Annotated in this window: 16 protein-coding genes, 1 tRNA gene and 1 pseudogene; 9 read left to right on the forward strand and 9 right to left on the reverse strand. The window is 66.5% G+C overall.

Annotated elements, in window-relative coordinates; genetic code table 11:
• Nucleotides 1-11 precede the first annotated feature (11 nt).
• Entirely contained in the window at nucleotides 12-1,040 is a 1,029-nt protein-coding gene (locus ACFVV5_RS00175; RefSeq protein WP_387237121.1) for an alpha/beta hydrolase fold domain-containing protein, read from the forward strand.
• Nucleotides 1,041-1,089: 49 nt separating this feature from the next.
• Here ACFVV5_RS00175 and ACFVV5_RS00180 read toward each other — a convergent pair.
• From ACFVV5_RS00180 to ACFVV5_RS00195, 4 genes and pseudogenes are all read right to left on the reverse strand, one after another.
• A pseudogene (locus ACFVV5_RS00180) lies at nucleotides 1,090-1,215 on the reverse strand (DNA polymerase III subunit delta); the annotation flags it as partial.
• Nucleotides 1,216-1,281: 66 nt separating this feature from the next.
• A complete protein-coding gene (locus tag ACFVV5_RS00185; protein WP_387237124.1) occupies nucleotides 1,282-2,805 on the reverse strand; it encodes a hypothetical protein in 1,524 nt (507 codons plus the stop codon).
• A gap of 272 nt (nucleotides 2,806-3,077) precedes the next feature.
• Complete coding sequence (locus ACFVV5_RS00190) at nucleotides 3,078-3,497, reverse strand: DUF2809 domain-containing protein (RefSeq protein WP_387237127.1); 420 nt, start codon at nucleotides 3,495-3,497, stop codon at nucleotides 3,078-3,080.
• A gap of 395 nt (nucleotides 3,498-3,892) precedes the next feature.
• Nucleotides 3,893-3,976: transfer RNA gene (locus ACFVV5_RS00195), tRNA-Leu, on the reverse strand.
• A gap of 197 nt (nucleotides 3,977-4,173) precedes the next feature.
• On the opposite strand from ACFVV5_RS00195, the gene ACFVV5_RS00200 reads away from it, so the two are divergent.
• From ACFVV5_RS00200 to pknB, 7 genes are all read left to right on the forward strand, one after another.
• A complete protein-coding gene (locus tag ACFVV5_RS00200) occupies nucleotides 4,174-4,914 on the forward strand; it encodes an FhaA domain-containing protein (RefSeq protein WP_387237130.1) in 741 nt (246 codons plus the stop codon).
• Nucleotides 4,911-5,477: an FHA domain-containing protein gene (locus ACFVV5_RS00205; RefSeq protein WP_387237133.1), complete on the forward strand. Its 567-nt coding sequence runs from the start codon at nucleotides 4,911-4,913 to the stop codon at nucleotides 5,475-5,477. The genes ACFVV5_RS00200 and ACFVV5_RS00205 overlap by 4 nt, the downstream gene beginning before the upstream one ends.
• A gap of 2 nt (nucleotides 5,478-5,479) precedes the next feature.
• Nucleotides 5,480-6,733 carry a PP2C family protein-serine/threonine phosphatase gene (locus tag ACFVV5_RS00210; protein ID WP_387237136.1) on the forward strand — a complete coding sequence of 418 codons (1,254 nt, stop codon included), beginning with the start codon at nucleotides 5,480-5,482 and terminating at the stop codon, nucleotides 6,731-6,733.
• A complete protein-coding gene (locus tag ACFVV5_RS00215; protein ID WP_387237139.1) occupies nucleotides 6,717-8,114 on the forward strand; it encodes an FtsW/RodA/SpoVE family cell cycle protein in 1,398 nt (465 codons plus the stop codon). Before ACFVV5_RS00210 ends, ACFVV5_RS00215 begins: the two co-directional genes overlap by 17 nt.
• Nucleotides 8,115-9,569, forward strand: coding sequence for a peptidoglycan D,D-transpeptidase FtsI family protein (locus ACFVV5_RS00220; protein WP_387237142.1), 1,455 nt, complete (start codon nucleotides 8,115-8,117; stop codon nucleotides 9,567-9,569).
• Nucleotides 9,566-11,317: a serine/threonine-protein kinase gene (locus ACFVV5_RS00225; RefSeq protein WP_387237144.1), complete on the forward strand. Its 1,752-nt coding sequence runs from the start codon at nucleotides 9,566-9,568 to the stop codon at nucleotides 11,315-11,317. Before ACFVV5_RS00220 ends, ACFVV5_RS00225 begins: the two co-directional genes overlap by 4 nt.
• An 80-nt stretch (nucleotides 11,318-11,397) precedes the next feature.
• Nucleotides 11,398-13,092, forward strand: coding sequence for a Stk1 family PASTA domain-containing Ser/Thr kinase (pknB, locus tag ACFVV5_RS00230; protein ID WP_387237147.1), 1,695 nt, complete (start codon nucleotides 11,398-11,400; stop codon nucleotides 13,090-13,092).
• Between the two features lie 33 nt (nucleotides 13,093-13,125).
• Here the strand turns inward: pknB and ACFVV5_RS00235 are convergent, their stop codons facing one another.
• From ACFVV5_RS00235 to ACFVV5_RS00245, 3 genes are read right to left on the reverse strand one after another with little or no spacing between them, the layout of a single operon-like run.
• Nucleotides 13,126-13,764, reverse strand: a complete 639-nt coding sequence (locus ACFVV5_RS00235) for an anthranilate synthase component II (protein WP_387237150.1) — start codon at nucleotides 13,762-13,764, stop codon at nucleotides 13,126-13,128.
• The gene (locus ACFVV5_RS00240; RefSeq protein ID WP_387237153.1) at nucleotides 13,761-13,919 is read right to left on the reverse strand and encodes a hypothetical protein; all 159 of its coding nucleotides are present in this window, start codon (nucleotides 13,917-13,919) and stop codon (nucleotides 13,761-13,763) included. Before ACFVV5_RS00240 ends, ACFVV5_RS00235 begins: the two co-directional genes overlap by 4 nt.
• A gap of 3 nt (nucleotides 13,920-13,922) precedes the next feature.
• Nucleotides 13,923-14,786, reverse strand: a complete 864-nt coding sequence (locus tag ACFVV5_RS00245; RefSeq protein ID WP_387237156.1) for a class E sortase — start codon at nucleotides 14,784-14,786, stop codon at nucleotides 13,923-13,925.
• 122 nt (nucleotides 14,787-14,908) lie between these two features.
• Between ACFVV5_RS00245 and ACFVV5_RS00250 the strand changes: the two genes are divergently transcribed.
• Nucleotides 14,909-15,151, forward strand: a complete 243-nt coding sequence (locus tag ACFVV5_RS00250) for a cell division protein CrgA (RefSeq protein WP_387237159.1) — start codon at nucleotides 14,909-14,911, stop codon at nucleotides 15,149-15,151.
• Nucleotides 15,152-15,369: 218 nt separating this feature from the next.
• On the opposite strand, the gene ACFVV5_RS00255 is transcribed toward ACFVV5_RS00250, so the two are convergent.
• Nucleotides 15,370-16,221 (reverse strand): rhomboid family intramembrane serine protease, encoded by an 852-nt coding sequence (locus ACFVV5_RS00255; protein WP_387237163.1) that lies wholly within the window; start codon nucleotides 16,219-16,221, stop codon nucleotides 15,370-15,372.
• A gap of 20 nt (nucleotides 16,222-16,241) precedes the next feature.
• Entirely contained in the window at nucleotides 16,242-16,781 is a 540-nt protein-coding gene (locus ACFVV5_RS00260) for a peptidylprolyl isomerase (RefSeq protein ID WP_387237166.1), read from the reverse strand.
• Nucleotides 16,782-16,823 lie beyond the last annotated feature (42 nt).

A 16,823-nucleotide genomic window follows, 5' to 3' on the forward strand; every position in this document is an offset into this window, starting at 1 on the left:
GGGAGACCTTCGTGACGCAGAGGAGCTTCATCGTCGCGGCGACTGTCGCGTTCGCGACACTCGTCGCCCTGACAGGATGTGCTCCCGCGCAGTCATCGCCGGAGGCCACAGGGCCCCAGGTCGTCGATAACGTCGCCTATGCGCCGGCCGATCCGAAGGGATCCGAGGGGCATCTTCTCGACATCTACCTGCCTACCCCTCGGGAACGGCCCTTTCCGCTGATCATCTGGTCCGGGGGCACTGCATGGCTCAGCGATCAGGGTCGGGCGACGGCGAGCACGCTGGCCGGCATGTTCAATCCGCACGGTTACGCGGTGGCCGGGGTGAGCATCCGCTCCAGTGACCAGGCGCAATTTCCGGCGCAGCTCTCCGATATAAAAGGAGCCATCCGATTCCTCCGCGCCAATGCGGCGCGCTATCACCTGGATCCGAAGCGGTTCGGTATCGCAGGCGATTCGTCCGGCGGGTGGGCGGCGGCGATGGCGGCCGTCACCGGTGACGTCGCCACTCTCGAAGGGGATGTGGGCGTCAGCGGCGCGTCGAGCAAGGTTCAGGCGGCGGCCGCGTTCTACCCGCCGACCGATTTCCTGCAGCTGGACCCGTATCTGCCGGGCAACTGCGACAGTTCCGGAGCCAACCCCGATGCCAGCTTCTGCGCGGCCGATCGGGACTCGGCTGTTTCCCTCCTGCTCGGATGCCCCATCGAGAGTTGCCCGGGACGGGTCGCGGCCGCAAACCCGATCAGGTTCGTCGATCGAGACGATCCGCCTCTTCTCCTGCTGCATGGCCTGCAGGATGTCGACATTCCGTGGCAGCAGAGCAAGCTGCTTTTCGATGCGGTGCACAGTGTTTCCGGCCGTGCCGACTTCGTTACCGTTCCGCGTGGCCAGCACGGTCAGGCCTACTGGTTCCTCACTGAGCCGACGGTGAGGTCCGGCGCTCAGGTGCAATCAACCGCGGACGGAACGCTGGATGGTCCCCATGATGTGGACCTGAATCCGGACTACCTCATCGCCTTCTTCGACCGGTATCTGGACTGAATGCACTCAGCCCCGGCCGTGCGCGCTGACGATGCGGATCATCCGTTCGAGCGGCGACCATCGGTACAGGATCGGCGCCCGATGCGAGCGCGCGGCGCAGTGTCACGAGTGCTTCGCCGTGGCGGCCCGCGATGACCGCATCCGCCACCTGGAACGCGTTGATCTCGACGCGACCTCTGCTGGAGCGATGCTCAGCCCTGAGACGATAGCTCGCGAGCTTGGTTCCGTCGCGGATGGTCGCTCACGGAACTCGGTACATCGCTTCGGAGTCGTGGTAGACGGTGTCCTGCTGGTGGTTGTGCAGGCGGACGACTCTGGGCTGTGACGGGTCGTGTGAGGTGGTGAAGTCCGGGTCGCAACTCGGGTAGCCCTGTTCTGTGGTCGCCTGCACGCAGTTCCAGCCGACACCGACCGGGAAGTAGCGGATGAACTCCGACGCGGCCATGGAACATGAACCATCACCCATGTCCGATTCGAGGCATATGCCGTAGTCGGTCGCCCCGGGGATTTCAGGAGTCGAAGAGCTGCCGTAGACGAACGCGTGTGGGTAACGGCTGATGATGTCCGCTGCGCCGAAGCACTCGCCCGGGGTGGACTTCGTGCACCACTTGCCTTGTAGGGCGGCGGGCAGGCCGGGGAGGGTCGCCGGCGCGGTCAGGGTGATCGTGTATCCAAACGGGTTCAGGGCGGTGTCCGCGGCGGCTCCGAACCCGTTCAGGGCGGTGCGAACCCCGGAGATGAGCCATGCCAGCTGGGTGGCGATGGCGACTCCGACGACCCCAAGCCCGGCCTTCTCAATCGCGCCGGATAAGCAGCCGAGGGTGGTACCGATAGCGTCGTTGAAGTAGTTCGCGGCTTGGGTCCCAGTTTGGACGGTCGCGGTTGTCGCGCTGCTGTACCCGGACAGGCACGACTCCCAGTTGAAGAGTCCGGCGATCGCCGTTTTGGTCATCCCGGTTTTCCCGGCCGCGCCGAGGATCATCGACAGTGTGTCGACGGCGAACTGTCCCGCAGAGACCAGATAGCCAGCGGCGGACGCTTTCACTCCGATGAGCATGGTTCCGGAGCCGGATACCGTGTAGTCGAGGGCGCCGCCTGGTCCGACGAGGGTGACGGTATCGCCTGGGGTTGATACGCGGTCCTTGATCGCGTTCGCGATGAGGCCAACGACATCTGTTGAGCTCGGTGGAACCGGGGTCAGTCCGGGCATGCTCTCGCTGACGACGGTGTACCCGCGCCCGTTGGTCACGCGCAGCTGCGGCTTGCTGTTTGCGTCTAAGCCGAGGCACCAGTAGACCCGGTTGCCGCTGTCCGACTTGATCGAGTACCCGAGCTTTCGGACATCCGCTTCGTGGTCGCACGCTGGTTGGCTGCCGGCGTCACGGTAGACAGCGTCGAGGAGCCCTCGCGTCTTGCCAAGCAAATCGCCCCACCATGTACTGAACCAGTTCGAGAAATGGGTAGTCCGGATGACCACATAACCGTGGTCGACTCTCACGTCCGCGGCAGTCGCATATGTTGACCCGTCCTCGGTTGAAACGATGATCGGCGCCGGCTCCCCTTTCATGAACTCGTGTTTGAACCTGAGTGTGGCCGTGCCTGCGAGTTTCGCGCCGCCTGTGAGCGCGACCTTCCAACCGGTGCCGTGAGTGGGGTCGGTGACTGGGGCCGCCGACAATTTCCCGGACCCGGTGAGGGCTTTCCCAGGAATGCTCACGATGAGACCGCCGGGTGTAGTCAGGTTCGCGTCCTGGCCGGCTTGCACGCGCATACTGTTCCGCGCCGTCACCGGACTCGGGGCGCAGGCAACGAGGCCGAGAGCGGCCATGGCTAGCGCAGTTGCGAAGGCGGTTGCCCGGAGGGCGGTCAGCCTCATTTGTCTCCAGCCGCTTGAGTTCGGTGGTGATAGGCCCATCTTGGCGGAGGCGGGGCTTGGATCGCGAGCGATCCTCACATTTTCGTTGTGCCGAGGGGCGCCGAATCGGCCTGTCGCGCCTGCCTACGTGGAGCAAGCCGGGCCAATTCGTCGGGCTGACGTCATTGATGGTGGCCGGTGAGGCTGTCTTCTGGACGTCGATCTCTGGGAGTGATGATGGCCGTGTCCACGAATGCTGCGCCCGCTGCGCCGAACGCGTAGGCGAGAAGGTCGATGACTTGGAAGGTGGAGCCGAGCACGAGTTCAGCTCCGGGTACGGCAGCGGAGATCTGAGAGGGCAGACCGGTGAGCTGGAAGAGTTCTACAGCAACGCACGCGGCGAGGGCGAGGCCACCGATGACCACCGCGGGGGTACGCGGGACGAGAGTGCCCAAGAGAGCGTAGATCAGCACCGAGTAGAGGGCGTCGCCGGTGAACGCGCCGGCAGCGTTGCCAGCGAATTCGTGAACGGTGAGACCGACAACGCAGGCCGCGACGGCTGCGATGATCAGAGCAGCTCGGCGATGTGCTGACCAAACCATCTCATGACGGTATCCGGACCGCGGCAGCTATCGCGTCGTCCGCTCGGCGGACTTCGTGCCGCTCGCTGGGATGACGAGCGCAGTGTCGAGCCGAAGCACCGCACCCGGCTCCGAAAGGCACTCACCGGTTCGTCCCTGTCTCGAACCACCCCCACGACGGCCGCGTCGCCCGCGTAAGCGACGACACAAGAACACATCTCACCAGCAAGGCCAGACGCTTCAGCCTGCCCGAAAACCAGAGACCGGGCTTTTCCGTGCCGATCGAGTGCACTCTCGAGGGCAACCGATCCTCAAAACGAAGGGCCGGATCGACATTTCCAGTCGATCCGACCCTTCTTCGTTCGCTCAAATCAATTTCGAGAAGTCTTTTGCAGAATTCTGAAATTGACCCGTCGTGCGCGAGGGGGGACTTGAACCCCCACGCCCTTTCGAGCACTGGCACCTGAAGCCAGCGCGTCTGCCAATTCCGCCACTCGCGCGAACTTGAAGAGATTAGCACGAGAGCCCGCCCAATCTGAATTCCGCGGCGCCCTGGAGACACGTGAGACGCTCGCCACGCACTCCTCCACAGGTCATTCCCGGGAATGATCTTCACACAATAGAGAGGAGCGCTTGGGCGGCTTCCCACCGGGGCCTACTAACATGCTCATAGTCGACGAGCCGGAGCGGGAGACCTGTGGGCATACTGGACAACTTCGAGAGAGGTCTCGAACGTGCTGTCAATGGCGCGTTCGCCAAGACCTTTCGATCGGGGCTGCAACCGGTCGAGCTCACCAGTGCGCTCCGGCGCGAGCTCGACACCAAAGCGGCCGTCGTCTCGCGCGACCGCATTCTCGCGCCCAACCGGTTCGTGCTCACCATGTCGCCCAGCGACTACAAGCGGATGCGCGGCATGGGCGCCGCCCTCACCGACGAGCTGATCTCGTTCGTCCAGAAGCACGCCACCTCCCAGCACTACCAGTTCGCCGGCGGCATCTCCATCGACCTGGTCGAAGACCCCTCCGTCACCGAGGGCATGCTGCAGGTCGACTCCGAGAACGTCAAAGGGGCCGTCGCCTGGACGCCCGTGCTCGACATCGCCGGCAAGCACTACCCGCTCACCCGTTCCACCACGGTGATCGGCCGCGGCAGCGACGCCGACATCACGGTCGAAGACACCGGCATCTCGCGCCGTCACGTCCAGATCATCTGGGACGGCAAGCGTGCGCAGGTCCAAGACCTCGGCTCCACGAACGGCTCGCAGCTCAACGGGCAGCCGGTGACCAAGGCGATCCTCGAGCCGGAGTCCGTCATCAGCATCGGGCGCACCCGCATCGTGTTCCGCGTGCTCCCCCAGGCGTCCCCCGCTCCCGGACGCAGCCAGGTCGGCGACGAGACGAGGCGCCACGACGTCGGCGGCTTCTGGAGCGAGTCGTGAACCCGAGTGAGCTCACGCTCCTCGTGCTGCGTTTCGGGTTCCTCTTGATCTTGTGGGCGTTCGTGTTCGGCATCGTCTACGCCCTGCGCACCGATCTGTTCGGCCAGCGGGTCCGCAAGCTTCCGGATGCCCAAGCAGCCGCACCCGCCCCCTCGCCGTTCCTCGCAGCGCCCGTGTCCGGAGCCACTGCCCCCACGATGCAGCCCCCGCCCGTCTCCAACCTGCCCGCGGGAGCGAACACCGCCACCGGAGGCCCGAAGGCGACCCTCCTCACGGCGACGCGCCTGGTGATCACGTCCGGTCCGCGACAGGGCACCGAACTGCCCCTCGGGCGCGACCCCATCACCATCGGCCGCTCGAGCGAGTCCGGCCTCGTGATCCGCGACGACTACACCTCCACCCACCACGCACGCCTGCTGCTGTGGAACGACGAGTGGATGATCCAAGACCTCGACTCCACGAACGGCACGTTCCTCGACGGCAAGCGCGTCACCGTCCCCACCCAGGTTGCCCTCAACACTCCGATCAAGATCGGCACGACCACATTCGAGCTGCGACGGTAGCCGTGGCAGCGCCGAATCGGGCAGCGGCCGTCTCACACGTCGGCAAAATCCGCTCCAACAACCAGGACTCCGGCTACGCCGGGCACGACCTGTTCGTGGTCGCCGACGGAATGGGCGGCCACGCCGGCGGTGACGTCGCCTCGGCGATCGCGGTCAACCGCATCCGGGAGGCCGACCGGCCCTACGAGTCGGCGTCCGAGGCCGAGTTCGCCTTGCAGTCCGCGCTGATCGCCGCCAACTCGCTGCTGGCCGAGACGGTGTTCGAGCATCCGGAGCTCACCGGCATGGGCACCACTGTGAGCGCGATGATCCGGGTCGGCGATCAGGTCGCGCTCGCCCACATCGGCGACTCCCGCATCTACCTCTACCGCGACGGTGAGCTCAAGCAGGTCTCCATCGACCACACCTTCGTGCAGCGGCTCGTCGACAGCGGCCGCATCACCGAAGAGGAGGCGATGGTCCATCCCCGCCGCTCCGTGCTGATGCGCGTGCTCGGCGACGTCGACGCCTCCCCCGAGATCGACACCTGGATCCTCGACACCCGGCCCGGCGACCGCTGGCTGATCTGTTCCGACGGGCTCAGCGGTGTCGTCAAGAACGACGACCTCAAATCCGCCCTCGCGTCCCGTGACGCGCCCCGCCAGGTGGCCGAGAAGCTGATCCGCCAGAGCCTCGACGCCGGAGCCCCCGACAACGTCACGGTCGTGCTGCTCGACATCGCGGATGTGGCGCCAGGCGACGTGATGAAGGACCCGGTGACCGTCGGGTCGGCATCCGCCCCCCTCGCGTTCGGTGGCGACGTGAAGCCGACCTCGCGCACCGGCCGGCTTCCCTCGCTGCGCTTGCACCCTATCCGGCCGGCCACCGGCCCCACCCACTTCGAGTCGCAGTCGGAGGACTACCTCGACGAGCTGATCGAAGAAGACCAGCGCCGCGTGCGCCGCCGCAAGCTCACCTGGCTGATCGGCGTCATCGTGCTCGTGGTGGCGCTCGTCCTGGCCGCCTTTCTGGGCTATCAGTGGACGCAGTCCCGGTACTTCGTCGGCGCCTCCCCCTCCGGCAACGTCGCCGTCTACCAAGGAGTCCAGCAGAGCCTGGGGCCGATCAGCCTCTCGCACGTCTACGAGGAGTCGACCGTAGCCGTCAACAGCCTGCCCGCCTACGACAAACAACTCGTCGAACAGACCATCAACGCCGACTCACTGGGTGCGGCGCGCACGATCGTGGAACAGTTGAGCGATGCCGGCACAGGGTAGAGGCGCAGTGATCGACGCTCCCAGGCCGGCCACCGGTCCGGTCAAGCAACTGCGCCTGCCCGCAAAGCTGCGCAACCTGGAACTGGCGCTGCTCATCGCCGCTTGCGCGATCAACGCCGTGGCGATCGTGCTCGTGCAGCTCGGCGCGCTCGGGCACATCGACCTCACGCTCGTCTACCTGGGCGTCGGACTCTCGGTGCTCGTGTTCGGGATGCACATCGCATTGCGTTACGTCGCTCCGCAGGCCGATCCCTTCCTGCTCCCCATCGCGACCGCGCTCAACGGGCTGGGCATCGCCGAGATCTACCGCATCGACATCCACTACGCCGACGTCGGCTGGAACAGCGCCGGCGTTCGGCAGATCGTCTGGAGCGCGATCGCGATCATCTGCGCCATCGTGGTGGTCATCGTCATCCGCAACCATCGCGTGCTGATGCGTTACACCTACATCTTCGGCTTCGTCGCCCTCGTCCTGCTGCTGCTTCCGATGCTCCCGGGCATCGGCCAGGAGATCTTCGGCGCGCGGGTGTGGATCCACATCGGACCGTTCAGCTTCCAGCCCGGCGAGATCGCCAAGCTGTGCCTCGCCATCTTCTTCGCCGGCTACCTGGTGCAGCGGCGGGACTCGCTCTCGATGGTCGGCAGGAAATTCCTCGGGATGCGCTTCCCTCGCGCCAGAGACCTGGGCCCGATCCTCGTGGTCTGGCTCATGTCGATGGCGGTCATCGTGTTCCAGCGCGACCTCGGAACCGGTCTGCTCATCTTCGGCCTCTTCCTCGTGATGATCTACGTCGCGACCGCCCGCATCAGCTGGGTCATCCTCGGTGTGCTGCTGATCGTCGGCGGCGCCGTCATCGCCAGCCAGGTGCTGCCCTACGTGCACGACCGTTTCCAGAACTGGCTGAGTCCCTTCTCTCAGCACGTGTACGACGAGCAGGGCGGAAGCTTCCAGCTCGTGCAGGGGCTCTTCGGCCTGGCGCACGGCGGCCTGATCGGCACCGGGCTCGGCCAGGGGCAGCCGTGGGTCACGCCCGTGGCCAACAGCGACTACATCATCGCGAGCCTGGGCGAAGAGCTCGGCCTCGCCGGCCTGTTCGCGATCTTCGCCCTCTACCTCCTCTTCGTCGCGCGCGGCCTGCGCATCGGGTTCGCCGGTCAGGACGACTTCGGCAAGCTGCTCGCCGTCGGGCTCTCCTTCACGGTCGCGCTGCAGTGCTTCATCGTGATCGGCGGCGTCACCCGCGTCATCCCGCTCACCGGCCTGACGACACCCTTCCTCGCGGCGGGCGGTTCGTCCCTGGTCGCCAACTGGATCATCGTCGCGCTGCTGCTGCGGCTGTCGGACACCGTCCGCAACCAACCGCAATTGGTGGTGAGCTGAGTGAACCGTGAGATCAAGCGCGTCAGCAGCATCGTGCTGGCGATGTTCCTCGCCCTCCTCGTGGCGACCTCGATCCTGCAGGTGTTCCAGGCGGACTCCCTCACCGCGGATGCCCGCAACAGCCGCGCACGCAACGACAGTTATGCGCAACAGCGCGGAGCCATCCTCGTCGCCGGCCAGGCGGTGGCGCAGTCGGTCCCGTCGAAAGACATCTACAAGTTCCAGCGCGTCTACAGCAACGGCCCTCTCTACTCCGCCGTGACAGGGTTCTTCCCGATCGACGGACAGGCGACCGGCCTCGAGGGGGCGCTGAACGACAAGCTCAGCGGCTCGTCGAACTCCCAGTTCTTCGACCGCGTCAACGCGATCCTCACGGGCAAGAACCCGCAGGGCGCGTCGGTCGAGACGACCATCGACCCGGTGGCACAGCAAGCGGCCTGGGATGCGCTCGGCAGCTACCAGGGCGCGGTGGTGCTCCTCGAGCCCAAGACCGGCCGGATCCTCGCGATGGTCTCCAAGCCCAACTACGATCCGAACGTGCTCGCCTCGCACAATACGGAAGCGGTCAACGCGGCGTACAAGCAGCTCGTCGACGACCCGGCGCAGCCCCTGATCGACCGGGCCATCGGCGGCGATCTGAACCCGCCCGGGTCCACGTTCAAACCCGTGATGAGCGCCACGGCGTTCGGCACCGGCAAGTACACGAAAGACAGCCAGCTGCCCAACGTGTCATCGCTCCAGCTCCCCGGCACCAGCACCGTCGTCAAGAACGACAACTTCAGCACGTGCGGTCCCGGCGCCACGGTGTCCATCGCCACCGCGCAGATCCTGTCGTGCAACATCCCGTTCGCGGAGCTCGGCATGCAGCTCGACGCCCAGACCATTCACGACCAGGCGAACAAGTTCGGCTTCAACCAGGAGCTGAGCATCCCGATCCCGGTCGAGAAGAGTGTGTACCCGCTCTACACCGACCCCGCCCAGCGCGCGCAGGGCTCCTTCGGTCAGCTCGACGACCGGGCCACTCCGCTGCAGATGGCGATGGTCTCCGCCGGCATCGCCAACGGCGGCAAGGTCATGTACCCGAATCTGGTCGACTCGATCCGCTCGGCCGACCTCCGGACGCTGGAGGGCTTCACACCCCGCACGCTCGACCAGGCGGCGACTCAGCAGAACGCCGACACGATCAAGCAGATGATGGTCGACGGCGTCGATCACGGCGTTGCGAGCAATGCAAGAATAGACGGGGTCAAGGTCGGCGGGAAGACCGGAACGGCGCAGAACGGTGCGAACGATCCGTACACCCTGTGGTTCACAGGCTTTGCCCCGGCCGACAATCCTCGGTTCGCAGTGGCGGTAGTTGTTGAAAATGGCGGTGGCCAAGGTCAGAACGGCACGGGTAACTCCATCGCCGCTCCGATCGCGAAAAAAGTACTAGAGGCGGTGCTGAATAAATGAGACCCACAGCAGGGCTCACCTTCGGGGGACGATACGAGCTGCAGTCGCGCATTGCGATCGGCGGCATGGGCGAGGTCTGGCAGGCCACCGACCTCGTGATCGGTCGTACCGTCGCGATCAAGATCCTGAAGGACGAGTACCTGGGCGACCCCGGGTTCCTCGAGCGTTTCCGCGCCGAGGCCCGTCACGCCGCGCTGGTCAACCACGAAGGCATCGCCAACGTGTTCGACTACGGCGAGGAGGAGGGCAGCGCCTTCCTCGTGATGGAGCTGGTGCCCGGTGAGGCGCTCTCCACCATCCTCGAGCGCGAACACGTCCTCAGCACCGACAAGACCCTCGACATCGTCGCCCAGACGGCCTCCGCGCTGCACGCCGCACACGCCGCCGGGCTGGTGCACCGCGACATCAAGCCGGGCAACCTCCTCATCACGCCCGACGGCCGCGTCAAGATCACCGACTTCGGCATCGCGCGCATCGCCGACCAGGTCCCGCTGACGGCGACCGGCCAGGTGATGGGCACCGTCCAGTACCTCTCACCCGAGCAGGCCTCCGGCCACCCGGCGTCCCCCACCACCGACATCTACTCGCTCGGCATCGTCGCCTACGAGTGCCTGGCGGGCCGCCGCCCGTTCACCGGCGAGTCGCAGGTGGCCATCGCGATGGCGCAGATCAACGAGGCTCCCCCGGAGCTGCCGCCGACGGTCGCCGAACCCGTGCGCAACCTCGTGTTCGCCTGTATCGCCAAGAATCCGGCCGACCGTCCCGCATCCGCCGCCCACCTGGCACGTGCCGCCCAGGCGCTGCGCCGTGGCGATGTCCAGGCCGCTGCCGCCTCTGTGCCCGCCGTGCTCGGTGGGGCCGCAGCCGCGGCCGCGGCGACCGTGCTCATGCCGTCTGCCGGCGCCGGCGCCACCGAGGCGACGACGGTCCTCCCCTCCGCCGCAGCGGCCGGTGCGGGCGACGGTCTCGTCGATGACGAGACCGCGCAGACCTCCACCACGACCAAGAAGCGCAGTCCGTGGACCTGGCCGTTGATCGCCTTGATCGCGCTCCTCGCCCTCGTGCTCATCGGAACGATCATCGCGCTCGTCGCGCAGCCGAAGAGCAGCCCGCCGCCGACCACGTCGGCCACGCGCACGGCCACCCAGACGCCGACTCCGACACCGACCCCCACCCCGACGCCGACGAGCAACACGGTGCCGATCAACGAGGCCGACTTCGACGGGCTCTCCGCCGACCAGGCCAGGGCCAAGCTGCAGGATCTCGGCATGGTCGCGAACGTGCAGACCGGCAACGCCGCCACCAAGGCAGCCCAGTTCAACACGGTGTACTCGGTGAACCCCACGGGGCCCGTTCCCAAAGGCACCGAGGTCACCGTCAAGGTGTACGGGCCGGTCACGCCGATCCCGACGCCCACCGACACGGTCTCGGCCAACCCGCCATCGCCCCTCCCGCTCACCGATCCGGCCACGCAGGTCACGGTCAACTTCGGGTCCGCCACCTGCCCGGCCGGCCAGGATCTCAAGGGGCGACGCCTCTACATCAACGGCCAGCCGCAGACCCCCGTCAACGCCACCTCGACCACCTGGGCTCCCAATGCGGCCGGCACGTACCAGCTGACGTACACGATCTTCTGCGGTGAATCGATCGAGTCGTCGCAGTCGCCGGCCCTGGCCTACACGGTCAACCCGCCGAGCGCCACACCGGGCGACGGCACGGGCACCGGCACCGGCACCAACGGCGGTTGATGGACGCGGCGCCACCACAAGGAGATATCCAGACAGCCCCCGCTACACTATCCGGAGTCCACACCGGGAAGGAGTTCGCATTGAGCCCAGATAGCCGCCTGCTCGCAGGCAGATATCAGGTGGGCGAACTCATCGGCCGCGGCGGCATGTCCGACGTCCACCGTGGCACCGACACCCGGCTGGGTCGCACGGTCGCCATCAAGCTCCTGAAACCGTCGCTCGCCACCGACCCGGCGTTCCGCACCCGGTTCCGGCAGGAGGCGCAGGCCGCGGCCCGCATGGCGCACCCCACCATCGTCCGCGTGTTCGACGCGGGTGAAGAGACGGTGCGCGAGCCCAACGGCCACGAAGCGCAACTCCCCTTCATCGTGATGGAGTACGTCGACGGCGTCCTCCTCAAAGACCTCATCAAGAAGGGCCCGCTCGAGATCACCGAGGCCGTGCGCATCACCGAGGGCATCCTGACCGCCCTCGAGTACTCGCATCGCGCCGGTGTCGTGCACCGCGACATCAAGCCGGGCAACATCATGATCACCAAGGCCGGCCAGGTCAAGGTGATGGACTTCGGGATCGCGCGCGCCATCAGCGACTCCTCCGCCACGGTCGCACAGACCACGGCCATTCTCGGAACGGCGAGCTACTTCTCCCCCGAGCAGGCCAAGGGCGAGTCGGTGGATGCCCGCACCGACCTCTACTCCACCGGTGTCGTCCTCTTCGAGATGCTCACCGGCCGGCCGCCATTCCGCGGCGACACCCCGGTGGCGGTGGCCTACCAGCATGTGAGCGAGGCGGCCGTCGCCCCGAGCACGATCAACCCCAAGGTCTCACCGGCCCTCGACGTCGTCGTCGCGCGTGCCATGACGAAAGACCGTTTCGAGCGCTACCAGTCGGTCGCCGAGTTCCGCGCCGACGTCGAGACCGCCGCCTCCGGCAAGGTCCCGATCCACAAGGAGCCCGACCCGCTCTCGGAGTCGCTGTTCGGCGCTCCGCCCAGCGCGGTCTCCGGGCCGGAGGCCGCCTTCCGCCAGCTGGCCGAAGATCAGACCATGACGCGAACCCAGCGCCGCCCACCTGTCATCTGGGTGTGGGCGGGCATCGCGATCATGGCGGTCGTGGTCGTGGCCGTGCTCGCTTGGGTCCTGCGGCTCGCGCCGACGACGACGCTGCCCGAGACCTCCCGCCAGGTCCCCAACCTGTCCGGCCAGACGATCGACAAGGCCACTCAAGAGCTGCAGGGCATGAAGCTGAAGTGGACGCAGGCGCCGGAAGCCAGCGCGACCTACCCGGAGGGGCAGGTCGTGCGCACCGACCCTGGCGCCGGAATCGTCGTCGCCACGGGCGACACGATCACCGTCTATGTCTCCACCGGCAAGAAGACCGTCTCCGTGCCCGACGTGCACAACATGACCACCGACGCCGCGAAACAGGCGATCACAGGCGCCGGCCTCACGGTAGGGACCCTCACCACTCAGAACTCGCCCACCGTCCCGGCGAATGTGGTCATCCAGACCGACCCGGCGTCCACCGGCAAAGCGCACGAGGGCGATCCGGTGAACCTGACGGTGTCGAGCGGCAAGGTGACGCTGACCGATCTGACCGGGCAGTCCATCCAGGCGGCCACGGGCATCCTGTCGCAGATCGGCCTCGGCGCCAACCCGCAGCCCGACAAGACCTGCCCGGCCGATGGCGGCACGCCGCTCGTGCACACTCAGTCCGTCGCGCCCGGGGATGTCCCGCAGGGCTCGACAGTCGGTCTGACCTACTGCACCGGCTGACGTACGAGCACGCCGGGAGTCGTCCCGCCGGCGTCAGGCCAGCTTCACCAAAGGGTTGAGTCCGCGAGCCGTCTCTGCGGCGCCGGCCAGTCCGGCGACCTCGAGCCAGTTGCCGAGCATCCGGTAACCGCCCTCGGTGAGCACCGACTCGGGGTGGAACTGCACGCCGTAGATCGGCGCTTCACGGTGGCGCAGGCCCATGATCACTCCACCGGCGGTGCGGGCGTTGATCACCAGGTCGTCGGGGACGGTGCCGTCGACGACGGCCAGCGAGTGGTAGCGGGTGGCCGTGAACGGCTGGCCCACGCCCTCGTAGAAGGCGCTTCCGTCGTGGGTGACCTGCGAGGTCTTGCCGTGCATCAGCTCTTCGGCGTTCGTGACCACGCCGCCGAACGCCTCGGCGATGGCCTGGTGGCCGAGACAGACGCCGAGCAGCGGCTGACCGGTGCGGAGCGCCTCTTTCACGACGGCCACAGACACACCGGCGTCGGCCGGCTTGCCGGGACCGGGTGAGATCAGCACCGCGTCGTACTCCGCGAGGCGAGCCGGAAGCTCCTGCTCCGGGATGTCGTCGTTGCGCACGACGTCCGTGCTCGCTCCGAGCTCCCGCAAATACCCGTTCAGCGTGTAGACGAAGCTGTCGTAGTTGTCGATGACGAGTACTCGGGTCACGGCCCCACGGTACCTTCCTGGGGACCCAAGAGCGAATCCACCCAGGGGAAGCCCCAGGTCACCAGCGCGAAGAGCGCGATCGCCACGAGAACGATCAGAATCAGGATGCGCACCCACACCGGTCCCGGCAGGATTCGCCACAGCGCGCCGTACATGCGTCACCCTCCGTTCGACGCGACGGCCGCCGCGATCTCGTTCGGGACATCCGCCGTCGGCTGGTATCCCTGGAACACGGTGTAGGCGATCAGTCGCTCACCCGCATGGAACGGTGGATTGCAGGTCGTGATCGTCATCAGCCGCTCGGTCGGCTTCGCGTCGGGCTGACGGGGAACCGCATCGATCACGCTCACGGCCGCCGGCTGCACGTACTCGAAATTGCGGAACGCGTAGGTGTACCAGCCGTCTTTGGTCTGCACATAGATGCGGTCGCCGATCCGAAGCTTCGACAGATCGATGAAGGTGTTGCCCCACCCGCTGTCATGGCCGGCGACTGCGAAGTTGCCCATCTGACCCGGTAGTTGCGTGTGCGAGTAGTGGCCGACTCCGGCGTCGTAGCTGTTGAGCACCTTCTCGGTGTCGACGGTCTGGCGGATCGTGCGCTTCCAGTCGGCGCCGAGGCGCGGAACATAGATCACCGCGAACGACTGGTAGTCAGCCGGTTGGACCGTCATCGTGGGCGGAGCGGCCGGCGCGGCCGACCCGCGCGGGGACGGGGTGGAGCCGGCACTCGGGCTCGGGCTCGGCGAAGCCGTGGCCTGGTCGAGCCACTCCTTGCTTTGCGAACTGGCCGCGTTGGTCTGCTGACCCGCAAGCACCAGGCTGTTCCACCAGACCTGCCAGCCCAGGAACAGCAGCACGAGCACGCCTGCCGTGATGAACATCTCGCCGAGGATCCCGAGGAACGTCGGCCGTCGCGACGGTCGCTTTCCGGTGCCCGTGCTCCGGTCACGGCGACGCCCCGCGCGGGGTCGGCGCAGCTCCCGGTCGGCTTCAGCCGCCCCGAACTCGCCCGGATCGCTCATATCCGTAATTCTAGTCAGTGACACCTGGAGGTTCGCAGAGTTGTCCACAGGCTCGTCTACCCCGGGAACGCGGGGGCCCAACGCCGGGAGACGCCCAGTCCGGCCCGCTACACTATGGTGCTATGGCACGCACCAAGTCGAAGACCAAGCCCGAGCGCATCGATGCGCAGTCCGGTGAGGACTCCCCCAACCCCGTCTGGTTCAAACCGGTCATGTTCGGCTTCATGCTGCTGGGACTGGTGTGGATCATCGTGTTCTACGTGAGCCAGAACCAGTACCCGATTCCGGCTCTCGGGGCCTGGAACATCCTCGTCGGCTTCGGTATCGCCTTCATCGGCTTCCTCATGACCACCCGCTGGCGCTGACCGCCGGCACTCTTCGACTCCACCCGGGATCGGCTTCGGCCGGTCCCGGTTTTTTCGTGTGCCACCGAGTTATGCACAGGAGTAGTCCACAGTGAGGAGAACGACACCGCGGTGATTCTCCCCAGTGTTAATAAGCCTGTGGAGAGTTACACGGCTGTAATTATCCCCACTGTTAATAAGGCTGTGGATAACTTATCCACGCCCCGCAGCCCCGTAGATCAGGCGAGGACGTGGATGAGGCTCAACCCCACGAGAATCACGCAGAGCAGAACGAGCAGCGGGATCTGCCAACGCTGGCGCGAGATCTTGCGGGTCTCGACGTAGATCAGCCCCACCAGGACGCCGCCGATGAGCCCGCCGACGTGCGCCTGCCAGGCGATGCCGAACGACGGGATGAAGCCGATCACGAGGTTGATCCCGACCAGCACCAGCAGTTGCGTCGAATTGCCGCCCAGGCGTCGCTGGATGACGAGGAACGCCCCGAGCATCCCGAAGATGGCGCCGGATGCCCCCACGACCGGCTGCACCGGTGACGCGATGAGCAGAACGCCCAGCGATCCCGCGAACCCGCTGATGAGGAACAGCGCCAGGAAGCGCGCCCGGCCGAGCAACGGCTCCAGGAGCATCCCGAACACCCACAGCGTGTACATGTTGAGGGCGATATGCAGGATGCTCGCGTGGGCGAACACCGTCGTGAGCATCCGCCACGGCTCGAAACCGACGCCGAAGGTGCCCGGGTACGAGTAGGCGCCGGCGTACTGGATGGCCTCGGTGACCGTGTTGCCGATGCCCGGCAGCGACTGCAGGATGTAGACCAGCACGCAGATGCCGATCAGCGAATACGTGACGACGGGAGCACCGCGGCCGGTCAGCCGGGTCAGGATGGCGGGCTTGGTCTTGGGCGCGGTCGCACGCTGCTGCGCCATGCACTCGGGGCAGATCACGCCGACGGCGGCCGGCGTCTGGCACTCCGGGCAGATCGTGCGCCCGCAGCGCTGGCACAGGACATAGCTCTGCCGGTCCGGATGCCGATAGCAGGTACTGGCCCGAGTATCCGCGGGCTGGGTCATGGTCGCGCCTGGGCCTTGTGTCAGACCTGCTCGACGGTGACCGACTCGATGACCACGTCGTCGAGGGGACGGTCGCGGGCGTCGGTCGGCAGTTCGGCGAGCTTGTCGACGATCTTGCGCGAGGCGTCGTCTGCGACCTCGCCGAAGATGGTGTGCTTGCCCTGGAGCCAGGTGGTCGGGCCGACGGTGATGAAGAACTGCGATCCGTTGGTGCCGCGACCGCCCTGGATTCCGGCGTTGGCCATGGCCAGGATGTACGGCTGCGTGAAGTCGAGCTCGGGGCTGATCTCGTCGTCGAACTGGAAGCCGGGGCCGCCGGTGCCGTTGCCGAGCGGGTCGCCGCCCTGGATCATGAAGCCGGGGATGATGCGGTGGAACACGACGCCGTCGTAGAGGTTGTCCTTGGTCTTGGCACCCGTCGAGGGATTCGTCCACTCGATCTCGCCGGTCGCCAGGCCGACGAAGTTGCTGACCGTCTTGGGGGCGTGGTCACCGAAGAGGTTGACCTTGATGTCTCCATAGTTAGTGTGGAGAGTGGCGACGGCGGTGTGCTTTGACATGCCATCAATTCTTGCACAGGGCATCTGACCTCTCGGGTCATC

Origin of the sequence: Leifsonia sp. NPDC058248, assembly GCF_042881905.1 — a bacterium.
Taxonomy (GTDB): domain Bacteria; phylum Actinomycetota; class Actinomycetes; order Actinomycetales; family Microbacteriaceae; genus Leifsonia.